This is a genomic window from Runella sp. (genome assembly GCF_027484545.1).
GTDB lineage: Bacteria > Bacteroidota > Bacteroidia > Cytophagales > Spirosomataceae > Runella.
In genome coordinates this window covers 1-16816 of record NZ_JAIXST010000272.1, presented here as the reverse complement: position 1 = coordinate 16816, position 16816 = coordinate 1, and the positions used below count along the sequence as shown (strand labels likewise).

Genomic DNA, 16816 nt, shown 5'->3' with positions numbered 1-16816 from the left:
TGCCATGAGAATAAAATGTTTTACTCTCAAAATTAATAACTAAAATTAAATTGCCAAAACACTAGCAGTATTGAAAAATTTACTTCTTCTTTAGAGGCCACGTGTCTGACACTACTCGGTTATAGGCAAAAGCTTTTTCGGCTTTGGTGACGATATCAGGATATTGGGATGCTACATCATTTTCTTCACCCAAGTCTGTTTTTAGGTTATAGAGTTCCAATTTGCCGCCTTTTGCACTTAACCTAACAGCCTTCCACTCTTCTCCCAGTCTTACTGCCTGGTCAAAACCGCGCTCATAAAACTCCCAATAAAGCGATTCGTGTTTTTTCTTCAAGGGTTTTCCTTTGAGCGTATTAGCAAAAGAAAGGCCGTCTAAATCTTGGGTTTTTCTACCACCTGCCAACTCCACGGCGGTTGGGAAAAAGTCCCAGTTGGCCAAGACGTCGTTGTTGGTCAAACCTTTTTTTACTTTGCCTCCCCAAGCAATCAGCGGGACTCGGATTCCGCCTTCATACATATCGCGTTTGATGCCATTCAGTGGTCCATTGCTATCAAAAAACACGGGATCTGCTCCGCCCTCTTGGTGCGGGCCGTTGTCAGAAGTAAAGAAAACGTAGGTGTTTTCCGCCAAATCAAGTGATTTTAATAATTCCATTAAACGTCCCATATCTCGGTCTAAGTGAGTGACCATACCTGCAAAATTGGCTTTGGGTTGCGCCTGTGAGCGATAATTGCCCGCTTTTTGGATAAAAGGAGTTTCAGGAAACGTACTTGTTTTGTCAGCAGTTAAAAAAGGTGTAACCGACTCAGGCGTAGGCGCAAAAACCTCAGCATGTGGCATCGTGATGGCCAAATACATAAAGAAAGGTTTTGCTTGGTTGTTTTTGACAAAATTCAAAGCGGCATCCATTACATACAAATGCGTGTGGCGCAAAGAATCAATTGGCTGGATAACCGTTTTTTTGTCCTTGATCGTCCACAAATTATTAGTAAAAAAATGATGGGCATGAACATGGTGGGTGTAGCCCAAAAACTCATCCCAACCCTGCTTCTCGGGTGAGCCGGCGTTGGCAGCTTGCCCTAAGCCCCATTTCCCAAAAATACCCGTATGATAGCCATTTTGTTTAAGATACTCGGCGACGGTAAAGTCTTCATCACGCAATGGTATTTCGCCATTGCCTCTGATATAGGCATGACCCATGTGTTTGCCTGTCATCAAAGCACAGCGCGAGGGCGCACAAACCGTACTGCCGGAGTGGTAGTCGGTGTACCGAATACCTTCCTCGGCCATTTGGTCGAGATAGGGCGTTTTGAACTTTTTCTGTCCGTAACAGCTCAGATCTCCGTATCCTAAATCGTCGGCCATGACGTAGATAATATTGGGTTTGGACGTTGGTTTTGTGTTTTTAAAACCAAAAATGCCCACTGTGAGAAGCAGTGCGATGATGATTGAGTATTTCATTCTATTTAGATTCGTTTTTACTTACCATACCCCAGATTTTGTTCTAAGGCGGTATTGTTTTGCAATACCACCGTGGGAACAGGCCACAAATAATCCCGGTCTTTGTTGAATTTTCTCGTACCGATTTTACCGCCTGCAAAATTTGATAATTCTAAAAAAGAAAATAGAATTAAAATGATATAAAAAATGGCACAAATTAAGGGCAAGGGTAAAAGTGGGGGAGCAAGAATCATTATCAATTTTGTGATTGCCGATAACACCGTTTACCTCCTCTCAATTTATGATAAATCAGAGAAAGACACATACTGAACCCGAAGGAAATTGTCTGATAAAACAAAAAGGCTGAATTTTGAGGTGCTCAAACATCAAATCAGCCGCACGGGCGGCCCCGCTTAAAGAATGAAAAGAATCATTAGGGACGAAGTTATTAAATTGCTTGATAAAATTCCATTAGCGACCAATTTGGCTCGTAAAAAATTTATTTCTTCTTTTTTATTAGGAGTGATAGATAGCAGAAAAGTACAATTTAATGAAATAGCGTTACATATAGAGTCTGATGCTAAAACGGAATCAGTTGAAAGAACAATTCAGTCTTTTTTTAAAGATTATGAATTTGATTTTGACCAAGTTTGCTTACTTATAATAATGTTCTTACCAAAGGGGAAACTTACACCTTCGATTGACAGGGCAGAGTGGGATTTTGGAAGTTATCAATGCAATATTTTAATGATAGTAGCTAAAAATGGGTCAGTAGGCATTCCATTATACTGGTCATTATTAGACAATAATTCAGGTAATAGTAATTGCAAGGACCGTATTAATTTGTTATCGAAATTATTGAATGTTATTGGAAAAGACCGAATAGGTCTGATTGTAGGAGACAGAGAGTTTATAGGTGTTGAATGGGTTAAGTATTTGAAAGTCAATGACATAAAATTTTGTATGCGTGTTCCTAAAAGTCATTTAGTTATGTTAAAAAATGGAAATAGTTATTCAATAGAAGAATTGCTACATACCCAAGCAGAACGTTACTTTCAAGACTGCCAAGTGGATGGTGTTTGGTGCAATACAATGATAAAACGTTTAAAAGATGGTGATTTTTGTTTTTAATTGGTAACTTGCCTGCTAAACAATTAGGAAGATTCTATCGAAGAAGATGGTGTATAGAAGTGCTATTTCAAACATTTAAGGGAAGAGGATTTGATTTAGAATCCACTCATTTAAGATGTAGCAAAAAGTTAAGTAAACTATTAGTATTTGTCAGTATTGCAGTGGCTATTTGTGTAAAGTTTGGAGAGGTTTATGTTAAAAAAGTACAAAAAATAAAAATTCAAAAGAATGGATATTCGACACGTAGCTTTTTTAGACAGGGAATTGATGTACTACGCCGAGGTCTCAAAAATATCAAGCCTGATTTTGTAAGCCTCTGCAAAGAGTATATTGAAAAATTAATCAGATGGATTGATATTCAAATAACTTACAGTCAGGCAGTTGAAAGAAATCTTCGGCCTTAGTAAAAGACAACTTAACTGATAAAGAAATTAATGAGCTTTTAAAGTGTATTCCATAGAAGTTTAGGGTCAATTCAAAAACATTTCATCCACCAACAGCAAAGCAGTCGTCCCCTTGCTTCTGTGCCATTCAGGAATTTTCTGCAATGGCTTCGCTATAATTTTGAGATAAGAGACCGTTTGCGGTTTAAATTTACCTCCCACGGCGGTCAGCAAATGAGTTCGCATTTTCGACGGAATATTCGGCTTGAATTTAGCAATCAATTTCATTTTGGTTTTGTCGGCACCACCCCAAACTTCAATGGATTCGGGAGGAAAAATCCTGGTTTCTACATCTTCCATGATACGCAAACCAACGGATGACAGCAAAATAGGTGTTTTAAACTCCGATACTAAAACCAAATCGTTGTTTGTTACGCCTGCCCAATTGTTGGTCCAAGCGGGGCTTTTTGCATTGAAAGTACCAAGTTTTTCATCAAAAAACGTATTGGCACCTGCCGCCTGATATAGCCGATTGAGTGGCAATAGCAAGCGCGCACTGTCGGGTTTGTAGGCATTTTTAAAAAAATCAAACACAACTTCATCGCTTCCCAACCAGCCATTTTTGAAGGCTTTGGCACGAATCGTCGTACTTTTTTCTAACGTAGTTTGTCCTGTAAATCGCTGAGAATGAACACTATCAGGTAGTGTTCCATCGGTAGTATAGCGAATATCTACGCCTTTGACGGCGTGTGCCAACTGCACCAAAACTGGCTTGCTAAAAATCATTGAGTTGTTGGTTACCTGCGGGGGGATGAGTTGAATTGGGTTGCTTCCATCGTCTCTAAACCCTGCAATAATCGTAAGGTTTTTATTGGCCTTTTTCAATTGATCAATCTCAGAAACCGTTAATGCAGTCTCCCAAATAGAAATCATTTTCAAGGTTTTAAAAGAAGGAAGGTGCGTTTTCAATCCTATGAAATTCACTTTTGTTCCAGAAAGTGTAAGACTTTGAAGATGTTTCAGTAAAGACAATTCTTTTAGACCATCCGAAGTAATATCTGTAAAATTCAGATTAAGCTTCCGAAGGTTTTCAAACTTGCTAACAGTTTTAAGATCGGCGTCTTTGACTGGTAACATGTTCAGATTCAATGACACAATCTGCTTTTTAATGGCATCCAATTCATCAAGCTGCTTCATAGAATAAGCCGAACGATTATAAATATTCACCGAAACAGCGGGCGATTCTTTTGCAACTACTGATATGGTGCGATAATCGTTATTCAATTTTGTAATGGCTCCCTCATCAATGTCATCAAAATCATAGATTTCATCCTGAATTTCGGATGGTTTCAACCGGGCGGTGGATAATACGCGTAATGAATCATTAGCTGGCAAGTCTAATACTTTTTGTTTAAAACTCGCTTCTGCCTTCACCCATAAAGCCAGTATTTGAATCTCCTGCGTTGTCAATTGGGGCTTTCCAGATGGAGGCATGTGCTTCTTTTCTTCAATGGGCATGTGCACACGTTCAAGCAGCAAACTGATTGCCGGATTACCTGGAACAAAGAGTTTACCCGACTCCCCTCCCTTCAAAAGGGACTTTGCATCGGTAAGCATCAATTCACCTTTAAGCTTATTAGGATTATGGCAACTCACGCATTTTTGTTCAAAAATTGGCATGATGACATCGTCAAAAACAATTGCTTTTTCAACGGGCACGACTGAAGGTGTTTTGCTCGACAAAATCGATTCAAATATAAAATCCTCACCATGGGTAAGCGCCCCTCCAAAGTGACCTGTCAAGACAATCGCGAGCAGTGTAATTAGTGCTCCCACTTTTGCCACAGGTGCTTTGTACCACCCATTATTTCTGATCCAATAAACTAACGATGCGAAGAAAAACACTCCAACGCCTGTCCATTTGTGCCAAGACAAAGTGTCGCCCGCGTATTCCTCGTCTTTGGAAAGAAACAACCCCATAATCACCGTTAGCGCGGCAAAAAGGGTCCCTATCAAAAGAAGGTTTTGTAGTAGATTAGTGTAGAATGTGTTCACGGCATTTTCAGGTTTAAACCTAAAAAACTCCATAATCATTGCGAACAATAAAATCACGATTGGGAAGTGGAGAATGAGGGGATGCATTCTACCGATGGGTTGAAGCCAAAGGGGAATAATGAGTTTGCTTTCAAATAAAAGAAGAAATGCAATGAAAAAATTGGAAGCAAATAACAGCTGCTCAGCAAACTTTTTTAAACCGATTTTCATTAAAACATTGTAAATTAAAAAAAAGGTGTATACTTTAATTGGAAGTTAAAAATACCTTAAAAATAAAAGTCTATTATTGGCATATCTGAATGGCATCATTAAGTTATATAAATTAAATGCCCAAATTAAATTTGGGGGGGTGGGAAAGATTGGTTATAATCTAAGTTTCGGCAATAATTAATTGAGAAAAAGTTATTTATTGGTATTTTAGTAATAATAAATATCCTAACTTACATTCTCGTATTAAGGTTTTTAACATTACAAATTTGACAATTTATACCAGTTTGAATTTTTGTAAAAAATATATTCTAAATTAAAAGAAAAACAAAGAAGTATTTTGAAATAATTCAAAACACTTCTTTCAATATTACCGAAACCTAAGTTAAATGGTTACTATTCCTGAATATTTAAGCGATAATATCTTTGACAACTCTGCCCGCAACATCTGTGAGCCGAAACCTGCGCCCAAGATGTTTAAAAACCAATTTTTCATGATCCAAACCTAATTGATTCAAAACAGTTGCGTGAAAATCATGTACATGGACAGGGTCTTTTAAAATGTTATAACCGAATTCGTCCGTTTCTCCATAAACAATTCCTGGTTTGATGCCCCCGCCGGCCATCCATATACTAAAACAACGCGGATGGTGATCTCTGCCGTAATTATCTTTGGTAATGGATCCCTGACTGAAATTCGTACGACCAAATTCCCCCCCCCATATCACCAGTGTTTCGTCAAGTAAACCCCTTTGTTTCAAATCCGTAACCAATGCTGCGGACGCCTGATCCACATCTTTTGCCTGCCAAGAAATATCTCTTGGCAAATCGGCATGTTGGTCCCAGCCCTGATGATAAAGCTGCACAAAACGTACACCGTTTTCAGACAATTTTCGGGCAAGAAGGCAGTTTGCAGCAAATGTACCGGGAACCATACAATCCGTCCCATAAAGTTTGATGATATCGTCTGGTTCCTTCGAAATATCAAGCGTTTCAGGCACAGCGGTCTGCATTCGGTAGGCCATTTCATATTGTCTGATCTTGCTGTTTATTTCAGGATCTCCCAACTCATTATAGGCAAGTTGGTTGAGCGTCGAGAGCTTATCCAGCATTTTCCGGCGGTCTGTTTTGTTCATTCCCTCCGGATCTCTGAGGTACAAAACAGGGTCCTCACCTTTGCTGAACTGGACTCCCTGATGAATTGAATCCAGAAATCCATTAGACCACAGTTTGGAATATACTCCCTGCGCATTTCCTTTTCCTCTCGAAATCAAGACAGTAAATGCGGGCAGGTTTTTATTTTCACTACCCAATCCATAACTCAGCCATGCACCCATACTAGGCCTGTTGCCCTGTTGCGAACCGGTTTGAAAAAACGTAATAGCCGGATCGTGGTTAATGGCTTCAGTATGCATGGAACGCACGATGCAAAGATCGTCCACGATTTTGGCAGTATGAGGAAACAAGTCACTAACCCAAGCGCGTGATTCACCGTATTGCTTAAAATCGGTAAAAGAACCAACAAGCGGCAAATTAGCTTGCGTAGCCGTAAAACCCGTTAAACGCTGCCCGCCTCTTACCGACGCAGGTAAGTTTTGTCCCGACATTTCACGCAATTTCGGCTTATAATCAAAGGATTCTAACTGAGAGGGTGCTCCGTTCTGAAACAAATAAATGACGCGCTTTGCTTTCGGCGCAAAACTTGGAATGCCTGGTGTAAAAGCTGTGTCATCATCCGTATCACCACCATTGAAAAGATCTGGAATTAGCAGTGAGCCTAACGCCATACTGCCTATTCCCAAGCTTAGTTTCGACAAAAACCTGCGTCTGTTGAAACTCAAGTAATGTTCAAGCATTTCTTTTTCCATATCAGTCAGGATTTTGTAATAGCTTCTTCCAAATTATAAATCGTCGAAATTATTCGCATCATAACAGCCAGCATTATACGGTCCACCTTCGGGGGAATAGGATATTCACCCACTGTCAGCAGTTGCTCCGCATTCTGGCTTTTCATTGTTCTGAGTTCTTCTGCATAATATCCAGTAATCACTTCAATTTCCTTTTCCGTTGGTTTTCTGCTGACAATAAGGCGGAAAGCTTTGATTAATTTCTCCTTTGTCTGTGTTTTTTCCAGTAAAAGTTTACTGGCCAAAACCCTCGACGCTTCCAAAACTGTCGGGTCGTTGAGCATGACAAGCGCCTGTAACGGCGTGTTTGTTTTTAGTCGGTGTATCTCACATAAATCACGATTACTCGCATCGAAAATGCTCATTGAGGGAGGAGGAACTGTTCGTTTGATGAATGTGTACATGCCACGTCGGTAAAGGCTTTGGCCGTGATCCTGCCGGTAAACCGACAAAAGGCCGCCACCTCCAGCCGTGGCTCCCTCCCATAATCCTTCTGGCTGATAGGGTTTCACGCTTGGTCCACCTATTGTTTTATTCAATAATCCACTGCTGGATAGGATCATATCTTTCACAAATTCGGCCTGAATACGATAGCGCGGCGATCGTGATAAGAAAATATTTTCAGGATCAGCGCTCCGTTTTTCTTTGCTCACCACAACCGATTGCCGGTATGTTGCCGAGGTAGCGATCTGTTTTACCAGTCGTTTAATGTCCCAGTTGTGCTCCATAAAATCAACAGAAAGCCAGTCGAGCAACGCAGGATGTGTGGGCAATTCTCCCTGCATACCAAAATCTCCAGATGTTTTCACGATTCCTCTGCCAAAAAACTCCTGCCAGATTCTGTTGACAAAAACCCGGGCTGTTAAAGGATTTTGACGGTCAAAAAGCCATTGCGCAAGTCCCAGCCTATTCTTAGGAAATTTGGAATTGAACGCTAAAATGGCATTCGGTGTGCCCGGTTGCACTTCGGGCCCGTAGGAGTCAAAAACGCCCCGTTGCAGAATATAAGTTTTACGTGTCGTCTCGAGGTCTCCCATCACCGAAACGATCAGCCTACTGGTATCCTGCTTGTTAACGAAACTCAAAATATTTTTTACATCATTGTTGCTGATCTCCATCATCGGTTTTTTTGCATACGCCTCGGGCTTACCTGCTGATGGGTCAATGGCCGTATAGGTCGGCCGCATTTCATTTACATTATTGAAAAACGAGAACAACTGATAATACTCTTTCTGGGAGAAAGGGTCGTACTTATGGTCGTGACAGTGTGCACATTCCATCGTGACACCCAGCATCGCCTTTCCAAAAGTATCATTCCGGTCGGTCACGTACGTGATTCGGTATTCTTCCTCATCCACAGCTCCCTCTTCGGTAATTTTGTGGTTGCGGTTAAATCCAGTCGCGAGTAATTGTTCCTTCGTCGCATTTGGCATCAAATCGCCAGCCAGTTGCCAGGTGATAAAATCCTTGTAGGAAATATTCTTGTTAAATGCATGGATCACCCAATCTCGCCACGGCCACTGTGTTCTGAAATTGTCCATCTGGTATCCGTAGGAATCTGAATATCGGGCCACGTCCAGCCATGGCAGTGCCATTCTTTCGCCATATTGTGGCATTTTCAGCAATTGATCAAGTACTTTTTCATAGGCATCATCACTTTTGTCCGCTATAAACGCGTCCATCATTTCCAGACTCGGAGGTAATCCTGTCAGGTCAAGGGAAACCCGCCTTAGCAAGCGTTCTTTGTCCGCCTCAGCATTTGGGGTCAGTCCAGCCTGTTCCTGTTTAGCAAGAATAAAATAATCAATTTCATTTTTAGGCCATCCATTCGCTTTTACCTTTGGAATAACCTGCTGCTTCGGTGCCACAAACGCCCAGTGTTTTTCATATTTGGCGCCTTGCTTGATCCATTTCTTTATAACCGCTACCTCATATTGAGAAAGCCTCAGGTTGGAAGATTTGGGGGGCATTAATTCATTTGTATCAGATGTGGAGATACGAAGAAATACCTCGGATAACTCTGGTTCCCCCGGAACGAGCGCGTGTGCAGAAGGGTTCTCCGCCAATGCTTTGTATGCACTTTTAGCAATATCAAGCCGTAAACTGGCTTCGCGTTTATTTGCATCTGGACCGTGGCAGACCAGGCACTTATCAGAGAGTATCGGGCGGACATCGAAATTGTAGCTGACCTTATCGGGAACTTGCTGGGCGGCAGAATCACCCATATCACTGCTGCAACCGTTCAAAATAATTACAAAACAGAGTACTGGTGGAAAAACGGAAAATTTGCCTGACATCTTGTCCATCTTATTTTTTTAAAATCGCTTTCACCATTATTATAAAGCATAAAAACCATTTTTTTTACTTTCAGAAGTGTGAAGGAACCAGCCCAGCGCACTTCTGAAAATTTTAACCGAAATCATTGTTAATAACCCGGATTCTGTTCTAGGTTTCCAATCAGTACTTCGCGGTTGGGAATTGGGAACAATAACTTTTGCTGCGTAACAACGTAGCTGGTGGTCGGGATGTAAGATTGACCTGCAGCGGCAGCTTTAATATACGCTCCATTTTTAGTCATCACATCGATCGCATTTCCTGTGCGCACCAGATCCAGCCATCGCTTATTCTCAAATGCGAATTCAACGCGTCGTTCATGTAAAATAATTTCGCGCAAAGCAGCCTGGTTTGAAGCAGTAGCAGCTGGCAAACCCGCGCGAACGCGAACTGGATTCAAATAGGTGAGCGCTTCTGCAGATTTATTCTGTTCGTTCAAAGCCTCTGCCATGGAAAGCAGTGCGTCGGAATAACGGTAAATCGGAAAATTATCATCCGTATTTTGTTCCAAACTATGAGGATGAAGGTATTTTTTAATGAACGGATATGCTCTTTTTCCTGTCGGAACTTTATACCCAACCGGAGTTTTTACCGCTTCAATAACCATGTCGCCAACGACACCTGTTCCTTCTGCCACCGCAATTGATGCTTCCAAACGCTTATCTCCCGTCTCATAGGTACCGATCATTTCAAAGGTTGGCGTATTCCAACCCCCACCCTGACGGTTCTGCGAAGGTATTCCAGTAATGATTTTTACGTCGGATGAAAGCGGTAGAAACGGATATAGAAAATCGCTGTTCTGCCCCTGGTTCCCCTGCTGGTATTGAATTTCAAAAATGGACTCCCTGCTATTTTTATTGCCTAATGCAAAAACAGACGCATAGTCTGAGAGTAATTGATAACCCATTTGTAGTACACTTTTTAGCTCTGTTTCTGCCCCTGGAAAATTCTTTTGCACGAGATAAACGTCGGCCAGCAACATTCTTGCAGCGCCTTGCGTGGCCCTTCCATTTTGAGGAAAAGTGGGAGCACCCAATTTGGAGATGGCATCTTTTAGATCCGCAATGATCGCTTTGTAAACGTCATCAACAGATGAACGCGGAATATAAGCATCTTGTGCGCCCTGAACGGCTTTAAGGTACAACGGTACGCCCCCAAAATATCTGACTAGGTCAAAGTAAAAAAGTGCCCGAAGAAATTTGGCCTGACCCACCAGCCTGTCAGATGCTTGCTGACTTAAACCTGCTGGTGTAACAAAATCCAAAATATTGTTACACCTACCAATCCCTACATATGCAGTGTTGTATTTGTCTGCGACCGTATTGCTGACATTGCGGTCAATAAGAAAATCAGTGTCCTCGCGTTCAACGTACCCCCCTCCGCGGTTTGTGTTGTTGAATTCCAGGTGCGTATTATCCGAGCGCATTTCACCCATCGTCCACGAAGCAATAGAGCCTTTTGCTGATCGTACCGAAGCATAAGCTCCGACAAGCGCCTGGTCAAACTGGGCTTCTGTTTTGTAGAAATTACCAGAAGTGACCGAACTTTCCGGAACGCGATTCAGAAATTCATCCGAACACGAAGCAAGGAACACTCCAGTGAAGGCAAGAAAATATAATGTTCTTTTCATGATGTAAGATTTTTGAGATTAAAAATTGAAATTGAGGCCTATGGCGACTGTCCGCGGGGTCGGATACGGACTCACATCTACACCCTCACTCAAACCACTTAAACCATTAAGACTTGCCTCAGGATTCGCTCCTTTATACTTCGTAAGGATAAATGCCTGTTGGATACTCAGAAAAATACGGGCTTTGGCAACGCTCCTAATTTTAGGCAAAGTATATCCCAGCGTAATATTTTTCAATGTTAAATAGGAAGCGTCCAGTACAAGCCTGTCCTGATTGGTTCTGGGGAACGCCGTTGTTCCGGACAACGAGCGGCCAACTAACCCAGCACCCGGATTTTCAGGCGAACGCCAGCGATCTTTCATGTATATTTCAACATTAAAAATCCCTTCAAGCGTTTCGCTCCACTCGGCCAGGGAGTAATACATTTTGTTGCCATACGCTCCGGAAAAGACTAGATTTAAATCAAAATTCTTGTATGTGAGGCTGTTATTGATACCGAACAAAAATTGGGGACTCGGATTTCCGATGTAAGTCCGGTCCAGGGTGTTGATCACGCCATCCCCGTTCAGATCTTTCATTCGCATCGTCCCTACCTTAGAGGTACTATGCTTAGGACCTGCATCAAATTCGGCCTGGTTTTTATAAATTCCGTCGAAAACATAGCCGTAAAATTGACCCATCGGAAGCCCTACCTCAGTTTTCCAAATACCCGAAGAATACTCGCCGAGACCACCGATCGGTGTATTGTTAGTACCCAGCTTTATTACTTTGTTACGGTTCACCGATATGTTAAAATCGGTGCTCCATTTCAAGTCCCCAACCAGATTTTTTGTGGTGGCGCCAAACTCGTATCCCCAAAAATGAAACTCACCGATGTTGTCCTGAATATTGGAAAAGCCGGCTCCATTGGGGATGTCAACCTGATAGAGCATGTTTTTTGTGCTTTTGTTGTAATAATCAAGTGTTAACGAAACACGGTCTTTGAACAAACCGACGTCAAGCCCTATATCAAAGCCACGTGTTGTTTCCCAGGTAAGTTGGGTATTGCCAATTGTAGAAGGGCTACGGCCCTGAACGAGTGATCCGCCAAAAACGTAATTTGTAGAGTTAATGTTACCAAACTGGCTGTAGTTACCGATGTTAAAGTTTCCAGCGTCACCAAATTCAGTTCTGATTTTCAAGTAGCTTAGCTTTTTCCACCTTTGTGCAAACCCTTCATCCGAAATAATCCAGCCTGCCGAAATGGAAGGAAAAGTTCCCCATCTGTTTTCGGATCCAAAGCGAGATGAGCCGTCCCTACGTATGGAAGCCGATAGTAAATATTTACCTTTCAAATTGTAGTTCAATCTGCTGAACATGGAGAGGAGCGACCATTCCGTCGAGTTGCTACTGCCGTTTCTAATCGCCGCGGCATCAATCCAGCTCACCGCATCATCAGGAAAACTCGTGCCTGTGAGAGCATTGTACTCCTGCCGAAAAAATTGAGCCGAGTATCCCGCAAGTACCTCTACGGAATGATCTTTTGCAATTGTTTTGTTGTAATTCAGCGTATTTTCCGTCAGCCAAGAAGTGTAATTTGTTGTTGCATAAGCACCTGTCGCCAATTTTGGAGCATTGGCAAAGATGGTTCCCACAGTTGATGGACTAAAAATCCTTTGTTTTTGACTTTGGAGGTCAATAGAAACAGAACTCTTAAACCTGAAGTCATTTAGGAATTCAGCTTGAATATAGGCACTACTCAGCAACCTGGTCGAGTTCATTTTGTTAGTGGTTTCCTCAAGAGAGCGTTTCCAGTTCGGAAATGTAAATAAGCCAGGACCGGTAAAGCTTACCTTCCGTGTTCCATCCGGATTGGTATCGTCCGGCGAGAAAATGGGCGGCGTAATAATGGCTGAATAAATGACGCCATAAAATCCATCGCCCGTTGAATTATTCAATGCTGATGTCATCGGATTATTGGCAACCTGGAAAGTTGGTGCAATATTGACGCCTACTTTAATTGCCTTGTTGACTGTATATTCGTTATTTGACCTAAGGGAAAACCGCTGAAAATCAGAATTGATGACTGAACCCTCTTCCTTGTAATAGCCCAGTGTCGTCGCTGTACTGAAGTTATCCTTGTTGGATAGCAGCGAAAGGTTATAACTATTCTGTCCAGCTGGTTGTAAAAGTTCCTCATACCAATCCGTACTTTTACCTGTATAGGCTTCAGGATTTTGATACAGCTCAGGAATTCCACCTGTCCAACCTTCGTATTTAATTTTGTCTTCAAAAATTGATTTTCTGTCCTGCAAAAACTCTTTGGCATTCATGAGCTTTGCGCGACCGCGCTGTGGCACTGTGGCAACACCATACGTTGCACTGAACTGGATGGACGTTTTCCCGGGCTTGGCCTGCTTGGTTGTTATCAGCACAACGCCATTAGCTGCCCTTGATCCATAGAGTGCTGCCGCAGAGGCTCCTTTTAGTACTGAAAAAGTCTCAATTTCGTTGGGATTGATGTTATTAATGCCACCTACAATCGGAAAACCATCGACAACAAAGAGCGGACTATTACCTGCGTTGATGGACGCTGCGCCACGGATGCGGATGGAAATACCCGCACCAGGTGCGCCGGATGTCTGGTTTATTTGTACGCCAGCAACACGTCCCTGAAGTTTCTGAGCAAACTGCCCCACAGGCTGATCTTCAAGCTGCCCCGCCTGTATGGTGGCAATAGACCCTGTTACCTCCCTTTGCTTCTGAGTTCCGTAACCCACAACCACCACTTCATCGAGGGCTTTGGTATCGGGTTTTAAAGAAACATTTAGGGTGGTTTGGCTACCGATTTTAATTTCCTGAGAAAGGTAACCGACAAACGAAAAGACCAATATATCGTTATTATCAGAGAGCACAAGCCGATACTTACCGACAGCATCCGTGGTGGTGCCGCGTTGGGTTCCTTTGATCAATACGCTTACGCCCGGCAATTCTGATCCGTTTTCATCGGTGACGGTTCCTGTAATGGTTTGCTCTAAATTAACGTCGAGCAAAGTGGTAACGGGCTTAGGTTCTGATGCTTCGGGGAGGTTTCCCAAAACACGCCGCATCAAAACAATCTTGTTGGCTTTGATGACTTGGTAGCTGATTTGTCGCGGGATGAGAATGCGCTGCAATACCGACTCTAAGGTTTCGTCTTTGATCTCAATGGTCAGCTTTTCGTCGTTGGCGAGTACGCCTTTTTGGTAGGAAAAAACAACATCAGCTTTTCGCTCGATGTTTTTGAGCACCGCTTTGAGGTCAACGTTTTTCAAATTGAGCGTAATTTTTTCCTGAAGCCGTTTCTGGCCAAAGGTGTTCTCCGCAAAACTGAGGGTAGTCAACAGACAAACAAACAGCAACGGGGTGAGGGTGATTTTCATAAGGTAGAAAATCTTTTTTTCGGTAAAGAAATTTGACATAAATTTGATTGTTTTTGTTTTGGAAAAGGCAAGACAGGAAAACGGGGTGCTTCGTACACACCTGCGGGTTCAGTAAGGGAAAGATGTGACAGCATCTTTCCTCTTTTTTTGTTTTTGGGATTAAGGAACTTTGGATTTACATATTGATTAGGTTTAATGACAAATAATTTACTTACATCCTTTCGATTCGATAATAATCTGGGCATCAATCTCTTTGTAAGCCGCGCCGATGGTCTGACAAATCACTTCGAGCTGGTCGTATAAAGAGTCATCGCTGATGGTGGTGGTTAAAATACAGTCGGAAAGCGCGTCTTCATTGTAGCGGATTTCAACGCCAAATAATTTTTCCATTTCTTCAAACACTTCGGCTACCTTCACCTCGTCAAATTGTCTTTTTACGAGTGGGCTTTGTGCGATGATGGGCAGGGGGATTTCTACCAAACTTCGGTTTAGTATTTCGTTGGTTCGGTTGAAAACAGCCTGCTGGTTGGGCAATAAGAGCAGGCCTTTGGTTTCGGGGTCAGCGGTATCAACGCGATTTTGGGTGTACACTGACACCCTGCCCGTCTGTACCTTTACCGTTACTTGCTTGCCATTTTCTAAGGCTGATATCCTAAAGCTAGTTCCCAGTACTTTGGTAATCAACTCGTTGGAGTATACGTAAAAAGGTTTGGCGGGATTTTTGGTTACTTCAAAAAACGCTTCTCCGCTCAGCACTACTTCGCGGCGTTTGGCTTCAAAATGTACGGGAAAACTAAGACGGCTACCTTTTTCTAAATACACCAGTGTCCCGTCTTCAAGGCGTATCTTTTTTGTGGTTTGACCGTCGTTTGCCACTTCCTGACGCGGTTTTTTTTCTTCGACAACGGCTATTAAATCTTGGTAATTGACGTGGTGGTCGGGTTGCCTCGTGGTCCAGAGCCAAGCTGCTCCCGCCAAAAGCACCAAACTTGCCGCCCACCTAAAAACCACCGAATGCCGCAAGCGACTTATTGATAAGCTCTTTACTTCCTGCTCTTCGGTGATGATGTCTTCGATGTTGGCCCAAACGGCTTTCTGATTGAGCGCAGGGGTATTTTTTCCTTCGGCCTTTTGCACAGCCAAAATCAGTTGTTGGGCCTGGGCAACTTCGTCGGCTTTGGCTGGGTGTTTTTGCATAAACGCCTGCCAAAAAGGGGCTTCTTCCTGAAACAATACCCACCGCACAAACGAGTCGTTGTGCAGAAAATCGTTGCGTTGAAAATGTTCATAGTTCATGTGAGCGAAAACTAAAAAGGTGGTTAACTGATAAGGTAGGGTAGTTGTAAAACTAAGAGTAAAAGTGGACGGATACCTTTGATCGTGAGGCGCAATACGCTGTAGGCCTTAAATAGCAGATTGCTGACCGACTGCTTGCTGAGGCCCATGAGTTGAGTCATTTCGTCGAGACTCATGCCGTGATAAAAGCGTAGATTGATGGCTTCCTGCTGGCGTTGGCTCAGTTGGGCAATGGCTTTTGTGACGGCCTGCGTTTGGGTGGTATGGGTTTCTTGTTCAATTGATTGCTGTTCCGACGAAAATGCTACCAAAAAATCAAGAAAATCGTTGATGTCTTCGGAGGTTTCGAGCAGGTCGTTTCGGGTGTTTCGGATTACTTGATGGCGCAATGCCCGAAACAGGTAAAATTTCACGCTTTCTACGTCGGCAAGGTGTTGTCGGCGCCGCCATACATCCACAAAAACGTCTTGAATGGCGTCTTCGAGCTGCTGTTTGTCGGTGCAGTACCGATAGCCGTAGTTGGCCAAAACCTCAAAATAGCGGTTGTACAACTGCTCAAACGCGCGTACGTCGCCCTGCTTGAAAGCAATCCAAAGGGTTGTTTCGTCAGTAGTTTTAGAGGTGCTTTTATGGATTGTTCTTTTCATGGTTTTGCAACCCTTTACTATTTACTTGGCATATTACCATTTATTCTAAAACGAGTTATAAATCCGTTACAAGTACAGGTACACGGTTTGCCAAAAAATACCCTTCATTCAGAAATAATTTTTAGGTATTGTAAATTAAAGTGGCATTCTGTTATTTAAGCAGATTTCTCCCAAAACTGTTGCCATTTATGATTAGTTTCTACTGTTTTGAGAATAGCAAGACTTTCCGAACCATCGTAGCTCCAAGCCATGCCTTTCTTTTTTTGCCGATGAGCAACGATTAAGTCATTAGCCTTTTCGAGGCAACCACTGCCAATCTTTTTACCAGCGGTTTTCCTGCGTTCATAATTGATGATTTCAATTCGATGCTTGCTTAGATATTC

Annotated in this window: 12 protein-coding genes; 3 read left to right on the top strand and 9 right to left on the bottom strand. The window is 42.6% G+C overall.

From position 1 onward, the window contains the following. Positions 1-79: 79 nt before the first annotated feature. Positions 80-1462 carry an arylsulfatase gene (locus Q0081_RS24375; RefSeq protein ID WP_298359926.1) on the bottom strand — a complete coding sequence of 461 codons (1383 nt, stop codon included), beginning with the start codon at positions 1460-1462 and terminating at the stop codon, positions 80-82. 186 nt (positions 1463-1648) lie between these two features. Between Q0081_RS24375 and Q0081_RS24370 the strand changes: the two genes are divergently transcribed. From Q0081_RS24370 to Q0081_RS24360, 3 genes are all read left to right on the top strand, one after another. Further along, positions 1649-1771, top strand: coding sequence for a hypothetical protein (locus tag Q0081_RS24370; protein ID WP_298359924.1), 123 nt, complete (start codon positions 1649-1651; stop codon positions 1769-1771). 90 nt (positions 1772-1861) lie between these two features. Next, positions 1862-2572, top strand: a complete 711-nt coding sequence (locus Q0081_RS24365) for a hypothetical protein (RefSeq protein WP_298359922.1) — start codon at positions 1862-1864, stop codon at positions 2570-2572. After that, complete coding sequence (locus Q0081_RS24360) at positions 2563-2976, top strand: transposase (RefSeq protein ID WP_298359920.1); 414 nt, start codon at positions 2563-2565, stop codon at positions 2974-2976. Before Q0081_RS24365 ends, Q0081_RS24360 begins: the two co-directional genes overlap by 10 nt. Before the next feature lie 66 nt (positions 2977-3042). Here Q0081_RS24360 and Q0081_RS24355 read toward each other — a convergent pair whose 3' ends face one another. The 8 genes from Q0081_RS24355 to Q0081_RS24320 all read right to left on the bottom strand — a co-directional run. Then, positions 3043-5097: a c-type cytochrome domain-containing protein gene (locus Q0081_RS24355; RefSeq protein ID WP_310586526.1), complete on the bottom strand. Its 2055-nt coding sequence runs from the start codon at positions 5095-5097 to the stop codon at positions 3043-3045. 530 nt (positions 5098-5627) lie between these two features. After that, positions 5628-7085: a DUF1501 domain-containing protein gene (locus tag Q0081_RS24350; RefSeq protein ID WP_298359916.1), complete on the bottom strand. Its 1458-nt coding sequence runs from the start codon at positions 7083-7085 to the stop codon at positions 5628-5630. 5 nt (positions 7086-7090) lie between these two features. Next, complete coding sequence (locus Q0081_RS24345; RefSeq protein ID WP_409034096.1) at positions 7091-9430, bottom strand: PSD1 and planctomycete cytochrome C domain-containing protein; 2340 nt, start codon at positions 9428-9430, stop codon at positions 7091-7093. Between the two features lie 119 nt (positions 9431-9549). Continuing rightward, the gene (locus tag Q0081_RS24340) at positions 9550-11088 is read right to left on the bottom strand and encodes a RagB/SusD family nutrient uptake outer membrane protein (protein ID WP_298359914.1); all 1539 of its coding nucleotides are present in this window, start codon (positions 11086-11088) and stop codon (positions 9550-9552) included. Between the two features lie 18 nt (positions 11089-11106). Further along, positions 11107-14490, bottom strand: a complete 3384-nt coding sequence (locus Q0081_RS24335) for a TonB-dependent receptor (protein WP_298359912.1) — start codon at positions 14488-14490, stop codon at positions 11107-11109. A 207-nt stretch (positions 14491-14697) separates the two neighbouring features. Beyond that, a complete protein-coding gene (locus Q0081_RS24330; protein WP_298359910.1) occupies positions 14698-15786 on the bottom strand; it encodes a FecR family protein in 1089 nt (362 codons plus the stop codon). A 23-nt stretch (positions 15787-15809) separates the two neighbouring features. Beyond that, entirely contained in the window at positions 15810-16433 is a 624-nt protein-coding gene (locus tag Q0081_RS24325) for an RNA polymerase sigma factor (RefSeq protein ID WP_298359908.1), read from the bottom strand. A gap of 155 nt (positions 16434-16588) precedes the next feature. Further along, positions 16589-16816: hypothetical protein (locus Q0081_RS24320; RefSeq protein WP_298359906.1), on the bottom strand; the 228-nt coding region annotated here is incomplete at its 5' end.

Bases quoted from the DNA above. Each gene is read 5' to 3' on its own strand.
- Q0081_RS24345 (WP_409034096.1), bottom strand. From the start codon at position 9,430: ATGGACAAGATGTCAGGCAAATTTTCCGTTTTTCCACCAGTACTCTGT.
- Q0081_RS24325 (WP_298359908.1), bottom strand. From the start codon at position 16,433: ATGAAAAGAACAATCCATAAAAGCACCTCTAAAACTACTGACGAAACA.
- Q0081_RS24370 (WP_298359924.1), top strand. From the start codon at position 1,649: ATGGCACAAATTAAGGGCAAGGGTAAAAGTGGGGGAGCAAGAATCATT.
- Q0081_RS24330 (WP_298359910.1), bottom strand. From the start codon at position 15,786: ATGAACTATGAACATTTTCAACGCAACGATTTTCTGCACAACGACTCG.
- Q0081_RS24350 (WP_298359916.1), bottom strand. From the start codon at position 7,085: ATGGAAAAAGAAATGCTTGAACATTACTTGAGTTTCAACAGACGCAGG.
- Q0081_RS24375 (WP_298359926.1), bottom strand. From the start codon at position 1,462: ATGAAATACTCAATCATCATCGCACTGCTTCTCACAGTGGGCATTTTT.
- Q0081_RS24365 (WP_298359922.1), top strand. From the start codon at position 1,862: ATGAAAAGAATCATTAGGGACGAAGTTATTAAATTGCTTGATAAAATT.
- Q0081_RS24335 (WP_298359912.1), bottom strand. From the start codon at position 14,490: ATGAAAATCACCCTCACCCCGTTGCTGTTTGTTTGTCTGTTGACTACC.
- Q0081_RS24340 (WP_298359914.1), bottom strand. From the start codon at position 11,088: ATGAAAAGAACATTATATTTTCTTGCCTTCACTGGAGTGTTCCTTGCT.
- Q0081_RS24355 (WP_310586526.1), bottom strand. From the start codon at position 5,097: ATGCATCCCCTCATTCTCCACTTCCCAATCGTGATTTTATTGTTCGCA.